This is a genomic window from Lysinibacillus sp. GW247-5R2A (assembly GCF_059424475.1).
The window spans coordinates 96,642-117,595 of the sequence record NZ_JBWKZL010000012.1; the positions used below are offsets into that span (position 1 = coordinate 96,642).

Genomic DNA, 20,954 nt, shown 5'->3' on the forward strand with positions numbered 1-20,954 from the left:
AACGTAAAAAATTATTTGCGTCGTTGAAAAACCAAAAAGGGATTTGGTGCAAAAAAAGGGGATGGAAAAATGAAAAAGGATATAAATGCGGGCTGGGCACTACTAACTTTTGCAATTATGATTATTACAATGTTGATTACAGTAGTTGTTTTAGAGCAAAGTCCTCACGTACCTCTTCTTGTCGGCACAACTGTAGCAGCAATTGTTGCCAAAATGCATGGATACAAATGGTCGGAAATTGAGGAAATGATGTATAAGGGGATACGCTTGGCATTACCTGCCATTGTCATTATTATTTTAGTAGGTTTGACAATTGGAGCATGGATTGGCGGCGGGGTCGTAGCAACGATGATTTTCTATGGCTTAAAACTAATATCTCCAGCGTGGTTTTTAGTGACAATTATGATATTATGCTCGATCGTGTCATTAGCTATTGGTAGTTCGTGGTCGACGATGGCGACAATCGGTGTCGCAGGCATGGGTATTGGTTTAAGTATGGGTATTCCAGCGGCTATGATTGCCGGTGCGGTTATTTCAGGTTCTTACTTTGGAGATAAAATGTCACCTTTATCAGATACTACGAATCTGGCAGCTGGTTTAACAGGTACAAATTTATTTGAACATATTAAGCATATGCTTTATACAACGATTCCAGCGTTAATTATTTCACTTGTTGTTTTCGGATTTTTGGGCAGAAAATTTGCAGATGTTTCGATGAAATCGGAAGAAATTTTAACAACGTTAAAAGTGATGGAAGAAAGCTTTGTTATTTCTCCTTTACTATTACTTGTACCAGTGGGTGTTATTGTTTTAGTAGCTAAGAAAGTACCAGCAATTCCAGCTTTAATTATTGGGATTGTATCAGGTTTCTTACTACAAATTTTTGTACAAGGCGGTTCGGCTGCAAGTGCTGTACAAGCATTACAAGCTGGATTTGAAATCTCGACAGGTAATCACATGGTTGATGATTTATTTAACCGTGGTGGTTTAGATTCTATGATGAATACGGTTTCAATGACCATTGTGGCGATGACTTTTGGTGGTATTTTAGAGTATTCAGGGATGTTGAAAGCTCTTATGAATGTAATCATGAAGTTTGCTAAATCTACGGGGAGTCTTATTGCTTCAACAATTGCAGCGTGTGTCACAACGAATGCGACATGTTCAGAGCAATACATTTCAATTGTAGTCCCTTCACGGATGTTTGCAGGTGTTTATCAGCAACGAGGCCTACATTCTAAAAATCTATCTCGTGCTTTAGAAGATGGGGGAACATTAACATCTGTTTTCTTCCCATGGAATACTTGTGGTGTGTTTATTTTAGCGACATTGGGTGTAGGCGCTATGGAGTATGCACCATATGCCATTCTTAATTTCATGGTACCTATTATTTCCATTATCTATGGATATATTGGTTTTGCTATTGTTAAATTAACGCCAGAAGAAATGGCGGAAGCAGAGAAACGTAAAAAAGAACAAGAAATGGAAAACACTGATAATATGGTCATGGTTGATTAATCATATGAATTCTCGTAGATGCGTAGCATTTACGAGAATTCCTTTTATATAATTGATTAATAGGTGGCGAAATTTAATTCATAAATGGTGCGAGGTCGACCCTGTTGATGTGTCATTTCTTCGCCAACGACCTTAGCATAACCTTGATCTACTAATTTTTTTATAATACGTTCAGTTGTACGTCTAGTAACCTGTAGGTATTCTGAAAGATTCTGCGATGTAAATTGTGCGGATTGCCTTTCATGACTAAAATTGATGATTTTAGAAATATTTAATGGACTTAAGCTTGTGAGTTTGGCCATTTGTAAAACATAAGGATCATCAGTTTTTAAAGATAATCTACCTTCTGATTTGGGAAAGGGACCTAAAAGGTTTTTATGTTCATCTAGAATATAAATTTCAAATGGTTTCGAAAATGTTAAAGCATGCTGAGCATTTTGAGTGGCTTCTAACATGGAATGCCCATACCCGAAGGCTAGTTTAAATGGTATTTCAATTTGTTTAATAAGCTCTTTTAAAGCTTCCTTTACAAGTGCATTTTGTAAATGGCCAGCAGTTGTATAAAGCTCAAAGGTTTGTGATGAAATTTGTTTATATGTTGAAAAGGTAGCCTTCGCAATTTGATTTACAATAGCTGAATCAATGGAGGAATCAGTAGGGAATTCTAAAAACCCAACTACGGCCTTAAATGATTCGGATTTTGTTAAAAGTGATTTTGATTTGGTTTCTTCGAGACATTGAATAATAGAATTGGTGGCATCTATCATGCGCATGGCAGGAATTTGATGTGCTTGTAATGTATCAAAAACACTGTGGATACTTGTAATCACGAAATCTATGCTTTTGGTATTCCACAACGCAATGTGACGCTTTAGAATATGTTCTGTTGGTTCTGTAATAGAAATATGTTGAATATGTGGCTTCGGCCCCTTATAGTCAATTTCTGTTAAAACACTATCTACAAATGCTGGATTCATTACATCAATTGAAATTCTATTGATCGGTATAGCATGTTTAGCTACTAGGGATAACAGAGTTGTAGAGATAGTTGTTTCATCTTGTTTTATATAATTCCAAGGTATTGGTATTTCCGGTAGGAGAGATTGAGCATGTAAAAAGGGTAATGTACCACCGAATAAAAGAGCATCACAAGGTTTGATTTGTTTCATTAAAATTGGCGCCTCAGAGGGGTGATTGTATAGATAAAATTCTAATTGAATATTGTCTATATTTTGTGCGATACTAATAATACGCTTCATAAATGCTTTAGAACAAATAATCGCTATTTTCGTAGACATGGGCATCGTTCCTTCTCTATTTTTTTAAATATTTAGCGACGTATTAGCGACGTATATAACGACAAAGGGGACTGATTATTATGAAAATCCAACAAGTAGAAATTTATGCTATACATTTACCGCTAATTGATCCATTTATCATTAGTTATGCTACATATGATACAATGCCTTCTATTATTTTAAAAGTAACAACTGATACTGGTATTGTAGGTTATGGTGAAGCGGTTCCTGATGAACATGTAACGGGTGAAACATGGGAAAGTACATATGCTTTGCTTCAGCATCATCTTGCACCTGCTGTTATTGGTGAAGATCCAATGGCCTTTGAAAAATTGCACGATAAAATGAATAAGGTTGTAAAAGATGTTCCAGCAGCAAAGGCAGCTATTGATATTGCTTGCTTTGATATTGCTGGGAAAGCATTGGGGGTTCCGGTATATCAGCTTTTAGGTGGGCGTTATCATGAGAAATTCCCTATTACACATGTGTTAAGTATTGGAACGCCCGAGGCAATGGCTGAAGAGGCTGCGAAGCGTGTAGAGATGGGGTATCGTTCCTTTAAAATGAAGGTAGGTACAGAGGTAATCCGTGATGTTGCTCGTATTAAAGCAGTAAGACAGCAAGTAGGCGAAGATATCGCCATCCGAGTAGATGTCAATCAAGGGTGGGGAAATGCTGCAACGACATTACAGGGCTTACGTGCGATGAAGGATTTAAATATTGATTGGTTAGAGCAACCCGTTGATAGTGAAGATATCGATGGAATGGTGGAGATTAAGTCAAAATCAGATGTACCTCTAATGATTGATGAAGGGATTCGCGGCGTACGTGAAATGCGTGAAATTATCGCCAAACGTGCTGCAGATAAAGTAAATATAAAATTAATGAAATGTGGAGGCATCTATCCTGCAATGAAGCTAGCAGTTATGGCAGAAATGGCAGGTATTGAATGTCAAGTTGGTTCCATGGTAGAGTCTTCTGTTGGCTCTGCGGCAGGTTTCCATGTAGCATTTTCTAAAAAAATTATGACAAGTGTTGAATTGACAGGGCCATTGAAGTTCTCAAAAGATGTGGGTAATCTTCATTATGATGTTCCATTTATCTGTTTAAATGAACAACCGGGTCTCGGTATTGATGTAGACGAGGCTGTTATGAAGGAATTGTGTAAGTTTTCAACTGTTGTCACAGCCTAAGGAGGCGAAACATGGAAAAAATATATGAAGGTATGCTAGGGGAGACTCCATACTTTGTCACACAGTTAGCAATTCAACATTTACAACAAATCGAGGACTTGCAGGTGGAGGTTTATGAAGCTTTAGCTGATAAAAGCATCTTACAGCCATTGAGCACCGAGGAATTCGAATATATTCTAAATGGACAAGGTATGATGATAGGCGCCTATGCAGGTGAGAAATTGATTGCCTTCCGTGCCCTATTAAATCCTCCTATTGATGAGGAACATCTTGGGTATGATTGTGGAATTCCTGAGAGTGAATTTAATCGAGTTTTATATCAGGAGATTTCTAATGTTTCACCAAAGTACCGTGGCTATGGCTTACAAAAAACATTAGCGACAATAGTGATGAGTAACATCGATGTGGAAAAATACGATTATGTATGTTCAACAGTCAAGCCATTTAATATTCCGAGCTTAAAGGATAAGTTTGCTCAAGACCTCGTTATTAAAGGACTAAAAATTAAATATGTAGACAAACTACGTTATATATTCTTGAAGGATTTACGTCAAGAGCTCCCTTTATTGACAGAAAAACAAGTAATCAACATGAAAGATACAGCGGCTCAACAGCAGCTTTTGAAGCAAGGCTTTCTTGGCACGTCTATGTATGCGGAAAATAATGATTGGTTTGTAGTATACGAAAAATAACATACAAAGCCTTAGCCTTCACATGTATTTGTGGAAGCTAAGGCTTTTTTGTCTTGCTATGATTTCTTCATTGGGCAAAATCCGCAAGCCATTAATCCCGGTATATCTTTCGAAAAACAACATGATTTACGGACAGGGACATGGACTAAATTTGTTGGACTTAGACCCCCTGTATATTGTGCCCACCAAGATTTATTAGAGAAACGGGCCCATGTTTTAGGGTCCTCCAATATTTCTATATCGTCCATAGCTTGATCGGCTAAGCCAGGGTTCGATAGTAAGATATGATAATGCCATAGTAAATAGCCAAAGAAATTTTCCCATATAGTAAGAGGGGAGATAGAAGTTACTTTGCGAAGTTGTTGAACAATCACATGACCATCGTATAGAATTTTTTCAATAACCGCCTGACGTTCATTCTCCTCAACATAGCGCCAATCATTAGGATTAACAAACATAGCGACTGTAAAGCTGTTGAATTCCTTAGCAGCATCGAAGCGTAATTCAATTGGCTTTCCATCCCACACCTCGTCATAAGCGGCGAGCATATAGAGCTGCATAGCAAAAAACATCCCATAGCGGCGTGCGAAGTGAGAAATCGCAGCAGTTTCCGTAGCGGCGTCCGTAATACCCATCATGAGATTTAAAAAATCAGGATGGTAAAAGTCTTTATGTATATCAGCTAAAGTAAATAACGTTCGCTTTGGTTCCGTTGTGTAAATACTATAGGAGTTTAATTGTTGAACTTGATCCATCGTTAAAGCTGGCATGATGATCCCCTTTTCTTAAGAGCTTTCGTAATTCAATTATAAAGTAATCAATTTTGCTTCACAAATGGAATGTCATATAGTAAAATTTATTAAACATATAAGAAAGGTGGGTTTTAAAGTGTCATTGCCTCATGCAATTCCAAGACCACTGGTACGACTTAATCAATGGACGATACTATTAAGCGTGATCACGACATGGGTTACAGGAATTATGTGGATTTTAGCCATCCCATTGGTTGCAAATTTATGGGGTGTCTTCTTTAACTATAACCCTATTATTCGGTTTGGGAGGTTGTTTCTCAAAAAAGCTCCATCTACCTATATACCAGAGGATGCACAGCAACAAAAATTTAATGCGAGTATAGCTAGCTTTTGTTTAACGGGTGGCTTGTTAGGCTATCTATTAAATTGGCAGGTAATAGGTCATTTCTTTACGGCAATGGTAGCAATAGCTTCTTCCATTGCTATAGCAGGTTTTTGTATAGGTTGCTTTTTACATTTTCAACTGAAGCAATGGCAGTACCGCCGTTCGTTAAAAAAATCTTTTTAAAAAATTATTAGATTAATGTTGACAATTTAATTGATAATGATTATCATTATCGTATAAAGATTATTCCTCCACTACAATACAGTGTAGAGAGGATGAACTTTAGCTACTTTTCTCCAGAAGTTTGCTAGTTCATGATTACGCTCCTAAAACCCCCCTCATTTTTTGGGAACGTGAAAATCTCAGACGACTCTTTCTATTATAGAATGGAGTCGTCTTTTTTTGAATTTATCTGTAGGGCAGAGGTTTCAATTTTCATACAGCCAAGAAAAAACAGCCCATCAAATGAGCTGTTAGGAGGAAGGCGTTTGTTGAACAGTACTTTTTCTCCCAAGAATCATTGTGTAATAACTGTGCAGTAGCATTCCGACAATAATGACGCCTAGACCTGCCAGGGCAATCGAGTTAGGGAATGGAATACCTAATAATATTACCTCACCAATAATGACAAAAAGAATTTCTGTTGACTGTGTCGCTTCAACCGCTGCTAGTTTGCCCTGATGATCTTTTACACGATCTGTTGCAATGAAAAATAAAATAGTTGCTATGACGCCTGAACTAATACCCACAAGTAATGATTGGAATAACTGGCCTGTTGAAGGTAGGCCAACTGTGAACAGGGCATAAATAGCCATGATAATCCATGCTGGCATCGAAGCGATTGTCATACCAAGAACACGTTGGAAGGTATCGATACGCCCTCCACAGACGTCCATCATTTTACGATTGCCGAGAGGGTAAGCAAATGCAGCGACGATGACAGGCAAAATCCCTAGCATTAAACTTTTAAATGAAACCGATTGTGCCTGAGGTATTTGGATTAGTAAAATACCTACTAAAATGACACATGAGATTAGAAGAGAAATAAACGGTATTTTTTGACGCACTTTTTTTCCAGCAATAACTGTCATAAAGAGTGGAGCTAATAATACGCCAGCAACAATGGTAAATTGCCAAGTGCCAGAAACCAACCAGCCTGGGCCAAATGCAGCGGCATAGGTTAACGGTGCATAGAATAAGACAAATCCTACAAAGCTCCAAAGAAGCCAAGCTGTAGGCTGTGCTTTTATCTCATTAGATAATTGTGAAAAGCCTCTGCGATAAAACACAATGATAAGTAAAAAAGGTAGCATGAAAAAATAGCGTAATGACGCGCTCCATAGCCAGCTACCACCTTGCATTTCCATGGCATGATTTAAAATAAATGTTACAGCAAAAAAAAGGGAAGCTACTATGCCTATAGCAATTTCTTTCATTATGATCACCTCGATTTGAGTTCATCACTCAAATTCTTTATGTAATTAGAATATTCAGTAATTAATATAGAAAAAATGACGAAGAAAGGAAAGAACCTTTCTCCGTTACATTTCAAGTCCCTTAAAGAACTACTTTGGCACAAGATAAACTATTCTGCACGTTGTTCAAATAGCTGAACGATTTCAATGATGACTTGTGTTGCCTTTTCCATTGTTTCAGCAGATACATATTCAAATTTACCATGCATATTTTCGCCGCCAGCAAAAATATTTGGTGTTGGTAAGCCCATATAAGATAATTGTGAGCCGTCAGTACCACCACGTATAGGTAGGGTATTTGGTGTAATATCTAATTTTTCCATAGCCTCACGAGCGATGTCCACAATTTCTTTTACAGGTTCGATTTTTTCGCCCATATTATAGTATTGATCCTCGATAGTAATGCTTAAAGCATTTTCACCAAATTGCGCTTGAATTTTGGCTGCAGCATCTTGCATTAACTGTTTTTTCTCTTCGAATTTTTGACGATCATGGTCACGAACGATATACGATAGCTCTGCATGCTCGATAGCCCCTTTAAAGCCCATTAAATGAATGAAACCTTCATAACCTTCAGTCTTTTCAGGAACCGCCTCTGTAGGCATTTCATTTTGGAAGGCAATAGCCATTGTAATGGCATTGACCATTTTATTTTTTGCAGATCCAGGATGGACGCTTGTTCCTTTTGTGACTACCTTTACGCCAGCAGCATTGAAGCTTTCGTATTGTAGCTCACCCAATGGTCCGCCATCCATTGTATAGGCATAGTCTGCTCCAAATGCAGCCACATCAAATTTATGTGGGCCACGGCCGATTTCCTCATCAGGTGTAAACGCCACGCGTAATTTACCATGCTTAATACTTGGGTTTTGGATTAGGTATTCCATAGCTGTTATAATTTCAGCAATACCAGCCTTATCATCTGCTCCTAACAATGTCGTACCATCTGTCGTTATAAGTGTTTGACCAATGTAATTTTGAAGCTCAGGGAAATCAGTTGGTGACATCACTAAGTTTTCGTTTAGCTGAATATTTCCACCATCATAATTATCTAAGCGCTGCGGATTAACATTTGTTCCCGTAAAATCCGTAGTTGTGTCCACGTGTGCTAAAAAGCCGATAGTTGGAATGTCTTTGTCTGTATTTGCTTCTAATGTCGCAAATAAATAGCCATTTTCATCTAATGTAATGTCTGTTAAGCCTACAGTAGCAAGTTCTTCTTTCAAAACGTGTAACAGATCAAATTGTTTTGGTGTAGAAGGAGTAGTTTCGCTAGTGAAATCTGATTGTGTATCAATTTTTGCATAACGTATTAATCGCTCAATTACTTGTTCTTTCATAAGTATGGCCCCCTAATGTGTATGTGTAATTATTGTAACACTTTACTTCGGATTTCGGAATATTGAAGAATACTTAAAGCTATGAGTAATTGAGCGCCATAATAAGTCAGCATAATGACTTCATGTGAAAAAGCTAATGGCATTACAAATTTATTAATAGATAAATAGGAATCTGAGGCGATAAATAACAAAGCACCTATTGTTGCGAATTTAGAGCCAGTTTTAATTGCTGTCCATCCCATCGTTAAAATGACTGCAATATAGGCGATCACTGCAATAGCTAAAATCGTTTCACCAGCTTTGAAAACGGATCCTGCAATCCAAATGGCCATTCCTGCTCCGTACAGTAATAAGACTATTTTTGCCCATAATGGCACTGGTCGCTCGTTTGCAGATGAGAAGGCAAAAATATAAAAGATATGGCCGATTAGAAAACTAGTTAGCCCAATTAAAAACCATTGCAAAGTATAGTCGCCAATCATACAAAATACTAGTCCTATAATAATCAATAGTTGATATTTTTTTATATGTACTGGTTTCTGAATGGCCGCTAAAATAATCATCAACAACATCGGGATGACCTTAAAGATTAGTTGTAAGCTTTCTGGAATATGCGAAAAAAGAAAAATGTAATACAAACCAAATAAAATAATGAAAGCAATTAATAATTTTTTAAACACTATTTTCAGCTCCTTTTCTATTATGAAATTCTTTCTTTATGATAGAATTCCTTTATTTAACTAAGCAGCAAGCATTTTTTTATCTGATAGTGAAGAGCGGTGACTCACCTCTTTAGTAACGAGTCGACAGGGAGAGTGAATCTAAACGATATTGGAATAAAGGATATGCAAAATAATACGTCCTTTGGATATTCCGGTGGTCCAACATTTTGATGGCGAAAATCACCATCAGATGTTATAGACTTTAAAGACACCGACATGTAATTTAATATACCTTATGTATGAAACTTTTTTAGTATGTAACCGTAAATAAGAAGACAGAAAGCTTTAAGAGAGGATGAACCAAATGACTAAGCTACTAATAGCTTCTGCAGTCATTGCATTAATCGCGAGTGTGTTAGTAACACCGCTTATTACGAAGAAGCGAGAAGATGGAAAATCTAGAAAGGTGATTGGATACTTTTTTATTGGTGTCTTTGTGCTAGGGTTTTTAGCAACAGGAATCACTTTGTATGTAACAAAAATTGACGTCAATTGGCTTGTTTTCTGGCCAGCTATTATCTTATTAACGTTAATTGGTGCAATGCTTGCAAGTGGCGTTGAACGAAAAATAAAAGGTGTTTTATTTTTAGCGAGCCTAGGTGTTGCAGTCTATGTTCTATCAGCACCATTATGGAATGCGAATGAGAAATTTAAGTCTTCAGAAATGAAGGAAGAAGTGGAGCTAAAGCCGTTTGATGAGACACAGACACCTGCAAGTGTTCCACCAAAATTTGCTCGTAATAAAATGAAAAAGGCATTCGGGCAAGTACCGAATACAAGCTATTATGAATTAGGTCGTTTACAAATTCAAAAAGTAAAAGGTGAATATGTTTATATCGCACCAGTTGAATTTTCGGGGTTCTTTAAATGGATGAATGGTGATACGACACCTGGTTACTTTATTATGAGTGCTACAGATTCAGCAGATAATCCTAAATTTGTAAAAGAGGAAATGAAATATGTTCCTTCAGCCTATTTAAATACCAATTTAGAACGTCATATTCGTTTACAACATCCATTCCTTATATTCTACGGAGATGTACAACTTGAAGTAGATGATGAAGGGAAGCCTTATTACATTCGCTCATATGGTGAATTTATTTCTGGGCGTAATGGCTTTGATGTAAAAGGTATTGTCTTGGTCGATGCACTTACAGGGAAGTCAGAAGTAGTTAAGCTTGATGCTATACCTGAATTTATTGATGGTGCAGTTTCACCAGAGACAGTAAGCTTACAGAACAGTTATTTCGGTAATTATGTTCATGGTTTTTGGAACAGTATGTTTGGTAAGAAAGATGTGAAAATTCCTTCGGACGAAGGTACAGAATCGAATGTCAGTCCTATTTTTGATGAAAAAGGCGATATGTATTACTTTACCGATTTTACAAGTCCTAAAGAAGGCGTAGATTCCATGTTAGGCTATTCCTTAACGAATGCAAGAACAGGGGAAGCAACCTATTACACAGGTAATCTAGATTCAAGCTATATGGACTCACAGGGGAATTTGCAAATTATCGAGAAAAAATTTATTGAGAAAAAATGGGCTGGTGAGATGCCTGTATTATATAATTTTTATGGAGAAGCTAGCTGGCTGACAGCGGTGCTTGATTCAAATGGATTTTTACAAAACTATTTCATTGTTTCAGCAGCCAATCCTGAAATTTCTGTCTACGCTACCACTCCAAGAGAAGCACTGAAGCTGTATAAAACTGCTTTAAGTCGTGGAGGAAATACGGTAGATGGTAGTTCAAATGCAGAAGAGAAACAGGCTAGCGGAAAAGTTGTCCGCGTTTACAAGGAACGACTTGGTGATTTTACGACGATTTCTTTCTTATTAAGCAATGGTGAAAATTACTTAGTAAGTGCCGAAACAGAACCTTTAGCTATTTATTTACAAGAAGGGGACGAGGTTATTATCAAATATGGAGACACAGGGGAGCAATTCCTGCCAGTCCGTTCTTTAATTATTAAAGGCTTACAATAAAAAAGCAAAAGACGATCTTGTTCGTATATCAAGATCGTCTTTTTTATGTGCCTTCGTTTTCAATAAAGCTGAGCATTTTTTCTCTATGGTTTATAAAGAGTGTTTTTGCATGATCGTTTAATGTGAAAGTGTCTTGTAAGTATCCTTTTAGCAATTTTTCCTCGTAGGCAAAAGACTGGTTGTCCTCATGTTCTAAAATATAGGATAGTAGAAGAGCATGTAATACTAACACTTCTAAATTTTGAGTATTAGTAATAAATTTTAGATTGAGGATAGAGGTATGGGCAACAAATTGATTGACATAATCTATCGCATATTTAAAAACAGCTATATCTGTTTCATGCTCAAGTCGTTTTCTTAGTTGAGTGCAAGCGGCATTTAGTTCTTCAATTTTTAAAAATAAACCTCTTACACTTCTCTTATGTTGTTGTTCTAAGGTACGAGCAAGATGTTTATTGATATAGGACATTGCTTGTATAACTCCCTTCGTAAATAAGTAATCATTTACTAATATGAATGGAATTGTTTGAAAATGGAAGAGTCTTTTCGTTTAATTTATTATTGTACTTACTAGATATATCGAGACATAATGACTAGAGTTTATACAAATAGGTAACGAAATTATGAAAAAAATGGGGTTATTATCATTCGATAGTAACCCCATTTTAGAAAAAAGTTGTTTATTTCCAGTTAAATCCTTTCGTAGCTAAAAAATCTTTTATATGAGGACGTCGTTGCTCAATTAAAAAATCAGCCATTTGCTTTGTCCAATTATCGATTTTTCTGTTAGATGATCGACTATTATAATAGGCTTCCATTGTCTCATTATATGCTGGTAAAAGGTCATCATACTTCTCGGCATTGTATTCATTTTCATGTAATACGGCAGACACAGGCAAACGTGGTTTTACCTCATTACGACGAACAGGTACGCCAATTGTTAGACCGAACAACGGGAAAACGTGATCAGGTAAATTAAATAAATCGCTTATTTCTGAAGGGTTATTGCGCACTCCTCCAATATAGCAAATGCCATATCCCATTGATTCTGCTGCAATAACAAAGTTTTGTGCAAACAATGATACATCAGCAACTCCAACAAGGACATTTTCGGCTGAATCTGCCACGATATCTACTCCCTCTAACTTACCTGCCGCTTGTAGGCGTTTGAAATCAACGCAAAAAACAAAGGCACCACCAGAAGTTTCATACTGACGTGGATTCCCAGAGAGTAATCCTAATTTCTCTTTTTTGTCTGCATCTGTTACCCATATAACACTATAGGCTTGCACAAAATGTGACGTGGCAGCCATTTGGGCTGTTGCGATTAATTCTTCAATAATTTCTTTTGAAATCGGATTTCCATCATAGATTCTTACTGAAGAATGGTTTCGTAATAATTCTTTAACCATTTGTCTACTCTCCTTTGTCACTTATATATCAAGAGCATAGCACGCTTTCCAATCAAAATCGATTAAAGAGGGGGAGATAATTATATTTAAATAGTTTGGAAATGTAGAAATTATCTCGGAAAGTTAAATATTTCATTTGATATAGATTAAATATTCTAAATAGTATAAAATTATATAATCGGCTGTTTATTTGGTTGTGCTACCAAAAATTAGATTATTCTTATGCAGAAGAGGAGTGGGGTTAGCTCTTTTAATTAAGGATAAAGCCTCCTGCCTATTTGTTTGAAGCAGAGGTAATTTTGATGACAGAGATAATGGAACCAAATACTAGTTGAACAAAAATAAAGTGGGGATGGAGGAATAAGGAATGGAAGAAAAGTTAGCGAAAAAGCTTCGTCATGAGCAATTACGGGGCAAGGTTGTAACAGCAGAAGAAGCAGCATCTTGGATTAAGGATGGCATGGTATTAGGGATGAGCGGTTTCACTCGTGCTGGGGATGTAAAAGTTGTACCTCTTGCGCTTGTAGAGAAAGCTAAAAAAGAGAGCTTCCAGGTAGATATATATACAGGAGCATCTCTTGGTCCTGAGGTAGACCAATACCTAGCGGAGGCTGGCGTTATTCGCAAGCGAGGACCTTTCCAGGCAGATGCTGGTATTCGCAATAAAATTAATAGTGGTGATATCACATTTGTGGATGCACATTTATCACATAATGCAGAGTTGGTTCGCCAAGGCATTATAGGACCTATTGATTTTGCAATTATTGAAGCGGCTGCTATTACAGAAGATGGCTTATTAATTCCTACAACTTCAGTTGGTAACTCTCCGATTTTTGTGCAAGAGGCAGATCAAATCATCATTGAATTAAACGTAGCACAACTTGATGCATTAGAAGGCGTACATGATATTTTCGTTCCTGCACAACAAGGAAAACGGGACCCAATCCCTTTGCAAAATGTGTCTGATCGTCTCGGTACAATTGGTATTCCGTTAGATTTAGATAAAGTAAAAGGTATCGTAGTTTCTGATATTTTAGATGCGCCATCAACGATCGTTCCTGCTGATGAGGAAACGGATATTATGGCTAATCATCTGTTAAACTTCCTGCGAGAAGAGATTAAAGTTGGCCGTTTAACAACAAGCTTGCGTCCAATTCAATCTGGGGTTGGTTCAGTGGCGAACGCAGTATTACTTGGTTTTAAAGATTCTGAGTTTGAGAACCTAGAAGTATTCTCAGAAGTACTTCAAGATGCAGTATTTGAATTAATCGATGCAGGAAAAGTGCATTTCGCTTCTGCTACTTCCATTACGCTCTCTGAACAAGTAGGAAACCGTGTTTATGGGAATTTTGACAAGTATGCGGATAAATTAGTACTGCGTCCACAAGAAATTTCTAACCAACCAGAAATTATTCGTCGACTCGGCTTGATTTCAGTGAATACGGCATTAGAAGTGGATATTTACGGAAATGTTAATTCTACACATGTTTCTGGCACTAAAATGATGAATGGTATCGGGGGATCGGGTGACTTTGCCCGCAATGCGCGCTTAGGTATTTTTGTGACTAAATCCTATGCTAAGGGTGGGAATATTTCGAGCATTGTCCCAATGGTATCGCATGTGGATCATACAGAGCATGATGTTGATGTTATCGTAACAGAGCAGGGAGTGGCTGATTTACGCGGGCTTGCTCCGAAAGAACGTGTAGGTCTAATGATTGATCATTGTGCACACCCTGATTATCGTGAGCAGCTATGGCAATATTTTAACGACGCTAATGAGGCAACTGGTGGACATCATACGCCGCATGATCTTGAAAAAGCGCTGTCATGGCATGTCAATTACGCAAAAAGTGGAACAATGAAAGACCCAGCTTTATCAAAATAGAATTCTAATAAAAAGGCCTTGAAGGACAGCTGTTCCCTCAAGGCCTTTTGTTGTATAAGTTTAGCTAAGACGTTTGAGTTTAAAGTAGGCCAATCCATTTCCAATAAGTTGCAGAGAACAGCAAAATTAGGAGGAAGCCGAGAATCGTTAGTGGGATACCTGATTTCAGGAAATCCTTTGTTGTAAACGCTCCTGTACCATAGGCAAGCATATTTTGTGGTGCACTAATTGGTAATAGGAAACCAAAGCTAATAACAAATTGTTGTACAATAACAAAACCAACCTGATCAACATTAGCTGTTAATGTGGAAGCTAACACGATAAACACTGGTATAAGTGCAGAGGCTAGGCTTGTTGCACTAGCGAAACCTAAATGAATAAGAATATTAAATAATGTTACGATAGCAATTGTAGCAAGAATTGGCATAGTATCTAGACCGAGTGAACCAAATACTTTATCGGATAACCATGATGCACCTTTTGTATTCAGCAAAATAGTTCCGAGCATAATACCTACTGCAAATACAATGATTGTTCCCCAAGGGATATGAGGTTCAACTTCCTTCCATGAATAAACGCCGATTTTAGGCATTAGAAGTACAGCAATGGCGATAATTGTAACCGTTGTTGTATCAAATGGATGGAGCTTGCCTTCCGTTGCCCAGAAAAATAGTAAAACTAATGATGTAACGATCAATCGAATCTCAGGTGCTTTTAATGGACCAAGCTCAGCCAACTGTTTCTTGATGACTTCTTTACCACCATCAATATTGCTCGTCTCAGGCTTAATAAGCGTAATCATAATGAAAAATAAGGCTACTGACATAATAATCGAGAATGGGGCAGCATAAAGTAACCAAGCACCCCATGAAATATTCACATTAAATTGCTCTTGGATGAAATTCAAAGCAACCATATTTTGCGCTGCCGCAGTTTTAATACCGATATTCCAAATGGAGACGGCTTGTACAGAAGTAATAACGAGTAAAGCAGCAAGTCGACTATCACGTGGTAAACCGAATGCTGCGACCATTCCAAGAAGAATAGGGACTACTGCGCCAGCACGTGCAGTAGCTGAAGGAACAAAAAATGCAAGGGCAATTGAAACTAATATAGCACCGAAAACAATGGCTTTTGTTTTTGTTCCTACAAGTGAAAGAATCCAAAGAGCAAGTCGTTTATGCAAATTGGTAATTTGCATGGCTGCTGCTAGAAAAAGAGCCGCTGCTACTAGAGCCACGGCAGAGTTACTAAAACCACTTAATGATAGTTTTAAGGCGCTAGCAGTACCTAGTTGTGTTGTTGGATCATCCATGGATGGTGCAAGTCCTAATAAAACAGTGACGAGTGCAATAATCATTGCAGAGCTAACAGGATATGAAACGGCCTCTGTTACCCACAGGATAACCGCGAAAGCTAAAATGGCTAAAGCGCGCTGTCCAGCTACAGGTAGCTCACCGTTATTAGGTAAAAAAATAATGATAATTAATAAAGCGAAAGCCAACCCAATCCATAAAGGCTTTAAATTACGCTTCGTTGTTGTTTGTTTAGGTGAAGACATATTTTCTCATCCCTTCTACGTAAAAATGACGGTTATTATCCATAACATCGGTCAGTATAATGTTTTTTTAAGATAAGAATTCGTCCATTTATTGTTTAGAATGAAAGGAAGCGAAATATGTCTGTTTTACAGCTTTAATAGTAATTAAAGAGATAATTTGTGGTCATAAAAAATACAAATATCTCCTAAGAAATATTATTTTTTTTCTTGAAGGCAGCAGTAACTTTAGGCTCGGTTCCATTGATTAAACGTTGAATATTTTCAATATGCAAAATAATAGCAATAGCAAAAAGTAGAATGGCAATAATGGTCGGGCCAATCCCAGGAATCCATAAATAAGTAGCGGTACAAAAAACGAGGTAAAATTCTAATACCCCAACAATTAAATAGTTCGTTGCAAAAGATAAAATAACAAATAGAATAAGTGCAAATAAACCAATCTTCCAATCAACCGCCAGTAAAATTCCAATAATAGAGGCAGTCCCTTTTCCACCATTGAAGCCCATATAAAAAGGGAAGTTATGCCCCAAAATAACCCCTGCAGCTATCAAGTAGGTGAGGAGCCATGTTTGTTCTGCTGTTAAATGTGTTATATCTGTTAAATAAAAATGTGCACCGACGATGGCTACAACGCCTTTGCCAATATCGATAAGAGCTACTAAAACGCCATATTTCCAGCCGAGTGAAAGCGTAGCATTAGAGGCACCAGCATTGCCATGGCCAGCTTTTTTTAAATCAACCCCGGATAAAAATTGTGCCACTTTAGAGCCGTGAATACAGCCAATCAAATAGCCAACAACTAGAAAACAGATCACGGCTTTTACCATAAAAATACTCCTTTCAAATTTTTTTCTAAAATAGTGTATGCGTTCTTACTACGTAAAAGAGCAGACAGAAGTTTCGGAAAAAATAAAATTTAGCTGTTGACAGAAAAAAACTCTATGCTTATACTTTGTAACAACGATGGAAATTGAATCTCATACTCTTATCAAGAGCGGCGGAGGGATAGGCCCTATGATGCCCGGCAACCAGTAGGTGATGAACTTACTAAGGTGCTAATTCCTACAGATTCTTACTTGGATCTGGCAGATAAGGGGAGGAAAACTTGCAACCGCAACCCTCTTCTTAGCTGAAGAGGGTTTTTGTTTTCTACAGAAAAATCCTCCTCATCTCCGGTACCATCGTAAAAAAATAACCAAATGGAGGTACACAATGACAAATTTTAAACCAGAAACACTGCTGTTACATGGCGGTCAAGAACCAGACCCTGTGACGGGTTCTAGAACAGTTCCTGTTTACCGTTCAACTGCTTTCGTTTTTAAAGACACTGCTCATGCGCAACGTCTTTTTGCCTTAGAGGAAGCGGGAAACATTTACACGCGAATTACGAATCCGACAGTGGATGTTTTTGAAAAGCGTGTGGCTTTATTAGAAGGTGGAACGGCAGCAGTAGCACTTTCATCTGGTGCAGCAGCTATTGCATTTTCTATTTTAAATCTAGCTGGAGCAGGAGATGAAATTGTAGCAGCTAGTTCTTTATATGGTGGTACGTATAATTTATTCGCGAATACATTACCAAATTATGGTATTAAAACGATTTTTGTAGATGAAACAAACCCAGAGAATTTTAAGGCTGCCATTACTGATAAAACAAAAGCTGTCTTCGCAGAAGTTTACGGTAATCCAAGCTTAAAGGTTTTAGATATTGAAGCTGTAGCTAAGATTGCACATGACAACCGCTTACCTTTAATTATCGATAGTACATTTGCTTCTCCTTATGGTTCTACACCAATTGACTACGGCGCAGATGTGGTAGTTCACTCAGCGACGAAATGGATAGGTGGCCATGGGACAACTCTAGGCGGTGTTGTTGTAGACGCTGGTAAGTTTGATTGGACTAGTGGGCGATTCCCAGGTTTTACAGAGCCGGATGCTTCTTACCATGGTTTACGCTATGGAATCGATACAGCTTCTGCAGCATTTGCTACAAAGCTGCGTGTACAGCTGTTACGTGATTTTGGACCAACATTAAGTGCAGATGCAGCTTTCAATCTATTACAAGGTTTAGAGACGCTTCATTTGCGTATCCCTAAACACAATGAAAATGCTTTAGCTGTGGCTGAATATTTACGTAACCACCCATCTGTGGAGTATGTAAATTATAATGGCCTGGAAGATTTTCCAACACATGAGTTGGCGAAAAAGTATTTAAAAAATGGCTTCGGTTCAGTGCTTACATTTGGCATTAAAGGTGGACGTGAAGCAGGGCGAAAGCTTATTGATCATGTAAAGCTGTTTTCACATGTGGCAAATGTAGGAGATGCCAAGTCGCTAATTATCCATCCAGCATCTACTACACACCAACAATTATCAGCAGATGAACTAATTCAAGCTGGCGTAACCGAATCGCTCATTCGCTTATCAATCGGTTTAGAGGCAGTGGAGGACATCATTGCAGATTTAGAGCAGGCTATTACTCAGGCAACAGCAACAGAACAAACAGTAGAAGCTTAATATAGAATGACAGGCGAGTGTGGTAGCGTTTACGTATTTTCTCATTCGAATAGCCCCATTTGGTATACGTCAAACGTGCTACATTAACCAATTACCTCATCCGGTAATTATCAGAACCTTTTAAAAAAATAATACCGAGTAATTTTATATGCATTATTGACTTTATTAAAACCTTGTTATATACTTGGAATTAAGTTAAGTGTACGGAAAAACCTCGTTGAAAAGGTAAATGTTTTCATAAGTGCTCCCCCCACTTTTGAATAGATAGGAGAGTAGTTACATAGCCAGTGGCTACTCTTCAAAAAAACTGATGATAAAGGAGTGTTTAAAATGGGTAATCTCTATAGTGCGCAAAACATTGCATCTTATCTAATTTATGAACTAAATGAAGGTCATGTATTTGTTAACAATCAATCCATTCAACACATCCTTACATTAGTGGAATGTAAATGGCAGCAAGTTTTCGGTCATTCAGCGTATCAGGAACAGGTTTGCGCAGATGATATTGGCCATACGATTAAGGAAGTTTATGAGACATATGAGAAGTATGGTGTGAGCCACATCCAGCTTCCAGCAACAGAATTTTATTTGAAATATGGTACATTTCAATTAGTAGAACGTACGTATGCAATACCAAATTTTACAGAAGAAGAAATTAGTATTGTTCAACAAGCTTTAACACAATATCGTTTTCAATTGCTTTCAAAAGCGAGCTAAATAATCCCTCATATATTTAGGCTCATTCTCTGCTGCTACAGGGAATGAGCCTTTTTTTATAGTAGTTAAATTATTTAGCTGTTTTATGGGTGTCTGAACATACATATATATAATAGAAGAAAGACATCATAATTTGAGAGTAAAGAGTCAATATTTGTTCAAATCTTATGGATAAACTAAAAAAACGTATAGTAAAAGGAATGAAACCGATTTCTTTTGCACGTCTAGGGAAAACAAATGTCCTTCCTAGAAAGATTTTTCTTGTGTAAAGTATATATATGCGTTACAATTTTCTTTAAGTTAAATTTCGAATTATTTGAATTTGTATATGTTCTAACATGTACTGAATATCAAAATTTATCCAAAATAAAGGGTTGGCTAAGGCCTGCGGTTGGTGTCAAATGATTTGGCACAACCCCACGGAGAGTTTGGCTTGATGAAACTGCGGAATGTAAGTTGGAGGGAATAATAAGAATGGCAACTATAAAGGCAGCGATTTTAGGATTTGGAACGGTAGGTCAAGGGATCTATCATATATTAAATGAAAAGCGAGAAGATCTTAAAAATAAATTAGGCATTGAGTTGGAAGTAGCGAAAATTTTAGTAACAGATGCTAGCCGCGAACGTGTACTAGGCACAGCACATTTGATGACTACAAGCATGGATGATGTATTGGCTGAACCAGGCATGCAAGTAGTATTTGAAGCAATAGTGAATGAAGAGCCAGCATATAGCTATTTAAAGAGAGCGGTAGAGCATAAATGTCATGTTATTACTGCCAACAAAGTCATGTTTGCAAAGCGTGGATTAGAGTTACAAGAACTTGCAAAAGCAAATGGTGTCTTTGTAGGCTTTGAGGCGACAACTGCTGGAGGAGTACCTGTTATTAAAACGATGAAAAATATATTACTTGTTAATGATGTTAGTCGTATACAAGGTGTTTTAAATGGTACTTGTAATTATATTTTAACTAAAATGCGAGCAGAGGGCTGGTCATTTGATACAGCTTTAAAAGAAGCAAAAAGTTTAGGCTACGCTGAGGCAGATCCGTATAATGATGTTTCTGGTCAGGATGCCTTTAAAAAGTTAATGATTTTAAGCGCCCTAGCATTTGGAGAACAACCTGATTGGGCGGATGTAGAAGTTATCGGTATAGATAGTATTTCAGCTTCGCAGGTCCATGAGGCATGTGAAAAGGGTTTACGTTACCGTCATGTAGCTGAGGTGGAAAAATTAACTAATGGGAAAATTGTAGCAAAGGTCGGACCACAACTGGTGGATAAAGAACATCCACTTTATCCAGTCGATGATGTGTTCAATGCAGTTGCATTAGAAACAAATTATATTGGTACTTTAACCTTAGTAGGTCCTGGTGCTGGAATGTACCCAACAGCCAGTGTGATGGTAGAAGATTATGCTGAAATCATCGGGAAAAGGGCAGGCTTTGTTGTAACGATTTAATCATTATTATTTTATAAAGTTAACCCGCCATTCAACAATGAT

Annotated in this window: 18 protein-coding genes and 1 riboswitch; of the genes, 9 read left to right on the forward strand and 9 right to left on the reverse strand. The window is 37.4% G+C overall.

Annotated features, from left to right (window positions below):
• The first annotated feature begins 69 nt into the window (after positions 1–69).
• On the forward strand, positions 70–1,518 hold the full coding sequence (nhaC, locus tag AC07YC_RS18245; RefSeq protein WP_336636118.1) for a Na+/H+ antiporter NhaC: 1,449 nt from the start codon (positions 70–72) through the stop codon (positions 1,516–1,518).
• Between the two features lie 56 nt (positions 1,519–1,574).
• On the opposite strand, the gene AC07YC_RS18250 is transcribed toward nhaC, so the two are convergent.
• Positions 1,575–2,816, reverse strand: a complete 1,242-nt coding sequence (locus AC07YC_RS18250; RefSeq protein ID WP_336636119.1) for a hypothetical protein — start codon at positions 2,814–2,816, stop codon at positions 1,575–1,577.
• A gap of 80 nt (positions 2,817–2,896) precedes the next feature.
• Between AC07YC_RS18250 and AC07YC_RS18255 the strand changes: the two genes are divergently transcribed.
• Both AC07YC_RS18255 and AC07YC_RS18260 read left to right on the forward strand, forming a co-directional pair.
• Complete coding sequence (locus AC07YC_RS18255) at positions 2,897–4,009, forward strand: mandelate racemase/muconate lactonizing enzyme family protein (protein WP_494920081.1); 1,113 nt, start codon at positions 2,897–2,899, stop codon at positions 4,007–4,009.
• Positions 4,010–4,020: 11 nt separating this feature from the next.
• On the forward strand, positions 4,021–4,701 hold the full coding sequence (locus tag AC07YC_RS18260) for a GNAT family N-acetyltransferase (RefSeq protein ID WP_494920082.1): 681 nt from the start codon (positions 4,021–4,023) through the stop codon (positions 4,699–4,701).
• Positions 4,702–4,757: 56 nt separating this feature from the next.
• On the opposite strand, the gene AC07YC_RS18265 is transcribed toward AC07YC_RS18260, so the two are convergent.
• A complete protein-coding gene (locus tag AC07YC_RS18265) occupies positions 4,758–5,471 on the reverse strand; it encodes a Fe-S oxidoreductase (protein WP_336636122.1) in 714 nt (237 codons plus the stop codon).
• Positions 5,472–5,589: 118 nt separating this feature from the next.
• Between AC07YC_RS18265 and AC07YC_RS18270 the strand changes: the two genes are divergently transcribed.
• Positions 5,590–6,021, forward strand: coding sequence for a DUF4395 domain-containing protein (locus AC07YC_RS18270; protein ID WP_494920083.1), 432 nt, complete (start codon positions 5,590–5,592; stop codon positions 6,019–6,021).
• 290 nt (positions 6,022–6,311) lie between these two features.
• Here AC07YC_RS18270 and AC07YC_RS18275 read toward each other — a convergent pair whose 3' ends face one another.
• The 3 genes from AC07YC_RS18275 to AC07YC_RS18285 all read right to left on the reverse strand — a co-directional run bounded on the left by AC07YC_RS18275 (position 6,312) and on the right by AC07YC_RS18285 (position 9,333).
• Complete coding sequence (locus tag AC07YC_RS18275) at positions 6,312–7,274, reverse strand: DMT family transporter (protein ID WP_336636124.1); 963 nt, start codon at positions 7,272–7,274, stop codon at positions 6,312–6,314.
• A gap of 149 nt (positions 7,275–7,423) precedes the next feature.
• Complete coding sequence (gene pepT / locus AC07YC_RS18280; protein WP_336636125.1) at positions 7,424–8,653, reverse strand: peptidase T; 1,230 nt, start codon at positions 8,651–8,653, stop codon at positions 7,424–7,426.
• Positions 8,654–8,682: 29 nt separating this feature from the next.
• A complete protein-coding gene (locus tag AC07YC_RS18285) occupies positions 8,683–9,333 on the reverse strand; it encodes a lysoplasmalogenase (RefSeq protein ID WP_494920084.1) in 651 nt (216 codons plus the stop codon).
• 346 nt (positions 9,334–9,679) lie between these two features.
• Between AC07YC_RS18285 and AC07YC_RS18290 the strand changes: the two genes are divergently transcribed.
• Positions 9,680–11,359 (forward strand): hypothetical protein, encoded by a 1,680-nt coding sequence (locus AC07YC_RS18290; protein ID WP_336636127.1) that lies wholly within the window; start codon positions 9,680–9,682, stop codon positions 11,357–11,359.
• 43 nt (positions 11,360–11,402) lie between these two features.
• On the opposite strand, the gene AC07YC_RS18295 is transcribed toward AC07YC_RS18290, so the two are convergent.
• Positions 11,403–11,828 (reverse strand): hypothetical protein, encoded by a 426-nt coding sequence (locus AC07YC_RS18295; protein ID WP_494920085.1) that lies wholly within the window; start codon positions 11,826–11,828, stop codon positions 11,403–11,405.
• Between the two features lie 211 nt (positions 11,829–12,039).
• Positions 12,040–12,771, reverse strand: coding sequence for a class II chromate reductase ChrR (gene chrR / locus AC07YC_RS18300; protein ID WP_336636129.1), 732 nt, complete (start codon positions 12,769–12,771; stop codon positions 12,040–12,042).
• Positions 12,772–13,138: 367 nt separating this feature from the next.
• Here chrR and scpC point away from each other — a divergent pair, with 367 nt between their 5' ends.
• A complete protein-coding gene (gene scpC, locus AC07YC_RS18305; RefSeq protein ID WP_336636130.1) occupies positions 13,139–14,659 on the forward strand; it encodes a succinyl-CoA:acetate CoA-transferase ScpC in 1,521 nt (506 codons plus the stop codon).
• 79 nt (positions 14,660–14,738) lie between these two features.
• Here scpC and AC07YC_RS18310 read toward each other — a convergent pair whose 3' ends face one another.
• Positions 14,739–16,220 (reverse strand): DASS family sodium-coupled anion symporter, encoded by a 1,482-nt coding sequence (locus AC07YC_RS18310; RefSeq protein ID WP_008176219.1) that lies wholly within the window; start codon positions 16,218–16,220, stop codon positions 14,739–14,741.
• 185 nt (positions 16,221–16,405) lie between these two features.
• Entirely contained in the window at positions 16,406–17,047 is a 642-nt protein-coding gene (locus AC07YC_RS18315) for a glycerol-3-phosphate acyltransferase (RefSeq protein ID WP_336636131.1), read from the reverse strand.
• 155 nt (positions 17,048–17,202) lie between these two features.
• Positions 17,203–17,316, forward strand: a riboswitch (SAM riboswitch).
• A gap of 116 nt (positions 17,317–17,432) precedes the next feature.
• Between AC07YC_RS18315 and AC07YC_RS18320 the strand changes: the two genes are divergently transcribed.
• From AC07YC_RS18320 to AC07YC_RS18330, 3 genes are all read left to right on the forward strand, one after another.
• The gene (locus AC07YC_RS18320; RefSeq protein WP_336636132.1) at positions 17,433–18,734 is read left to right on the forward strand and encodes an O-acetylhomoserine aminocarboxypropyltransferase/cysteine synthase family protein; all 1,302 of its coding nucleotides are present in this window, start codon (positions 17,433–17,435) and stop codon (positions 18,732–18,734) included.
• A 330-nt stretch (positions 18,735–19,064) separates the two neighbouring features.
• Positions 19,065–19,451, forward strand: a complete 387-nt coding sequence (locus AC07YC_RS18325) for a hypothetical protein (protein WP_336636133.1) — start codon at positions 19,065–19,067, stop codon at positions 19,449–19,451.
• A 474-nt stretch (positions 19,452–19,925) separates the two neighbouring features.
• Entirely contained in the window at positions 19,926–20,912 is a 987-nt protein-coding gene (locus tag AC07YC_RS18330; RefSeq protein ID WP_494920086.1) for a homoserine dehydrogenase, read from the forward strand.
• The last annotated feature ends 42 nt before the right edge of the window (positions 20,913–20,954 follow it).

Bases quoted from the DNA above. Each gene is read 5' to 3' on its own strand.
- AC07YC_RS18255 (WP_494920081.1), top strand. From the start codon at position 2,897: ATGAAAATCCAACAAGTAGAAATTTATGCTATACATTTACCGCTAATT.
- pepT (WP_336636125.1), bottom strand. From the start codon at position 8,653: ATGAAAGAACAAGTAATTGAGCGATTAATACGTTATGCAAAAATTGAT.
- AC07YC_RS18290 (WP_336636127.1), top strand. From the start codon at position 9,680: ATGACTAAGCTACTAATAGCTTCTGCAGTCATTGCATTAATCGCGAGT.
- AC07YC_RS18310 (WP_008176219.1), bottom strand. From the start codon at position 16,220: ATGTCTTCACCTAAACAAACAACAACGAAGCGTAATTTAAAGCCTTTA.
- AC07YC_RS18275 (WP_336636124.1), bottom strand. From the start codon at position 7,274: ATGAAAGAAATTGCTATAGGCATAGTAGCTTCCCTTTTTTTTGCTGTA.
- scpC (WP_336636130.1), top strand. From the start codon at position 13,139: ATGGAAGAAAAGTTAGCGAAAAAGCTTCGTCATGAGCAATTACGGGGC.
- AC07YC_RS18325 (WP_336636133.1), top strand. From the start codon at position 19,065: ATGGGTAATCTCTATAGTGCGCAAAACATTGCATCTTATCTAATTTAT.
- AC07YC_RS18320 (WP_336636132.1), top strand. From the start codon at position 17,433: ATGACAAATTTTAAACCAGAAACACTGCTGTTACATGGCGGTCAAGAA.
- AC07YC_RS18330 (WP_494920086.1), top strand. From the start codon at position 19,926: ATGGCAACTATAAAGGCAGCGATTTTAGGATTTGGAACGGTAGGTCAA.
- AC07YC_RS18265 (WP_336636122.1), bottom strand. From the start codon at position 5,471: ATGCCAGCTTTAACGATGGATCAAGTTCAACAATTAAACTCCTATAGT.
- AC07YC_RS18295 (WP_494920085.1), bottom strand. From the start codon at position 11,828: ATGTCCTATATCAATAAACATCTTGCTCGTACCTTAGAACAACAACAT.
- AC07YC_RS18315 (WP_336636131.1), bottom strand. From the start codon at position 17,047: ATGGTAAAAGCCGTGATCTGTTTTCTAGTTGTTGGCTATTTGATTGGC.
- AC07YC_RS18260 (WP_494920082.1), top strand. From the start codon at position 4,021: ATGGAAAAAATATATGAAGGTATGCTAGGGGAGACTCCATACTTTGTC.
- chrR (WP_336636129.1), bottom strand. From the start codon at position 12,771: ATGGTTAAAGAATTATTACGAAACCATTCTTCAGTAAGAATCTATGAT.
- AC07YC_RS18250 (WP_336636119.1), bottom strand. From the start codon at position 2,816: ATGTCTACGAAAATAGCGATTATTTGTTCTAAAGCATTTATGAAGCGT.
- nhaC (WP_336636118.1), top strand. From the start codon at position 70: ATGAAAAAGGATATAAATGCGGGCTGGGCACTACTAACTTTTGCAATT.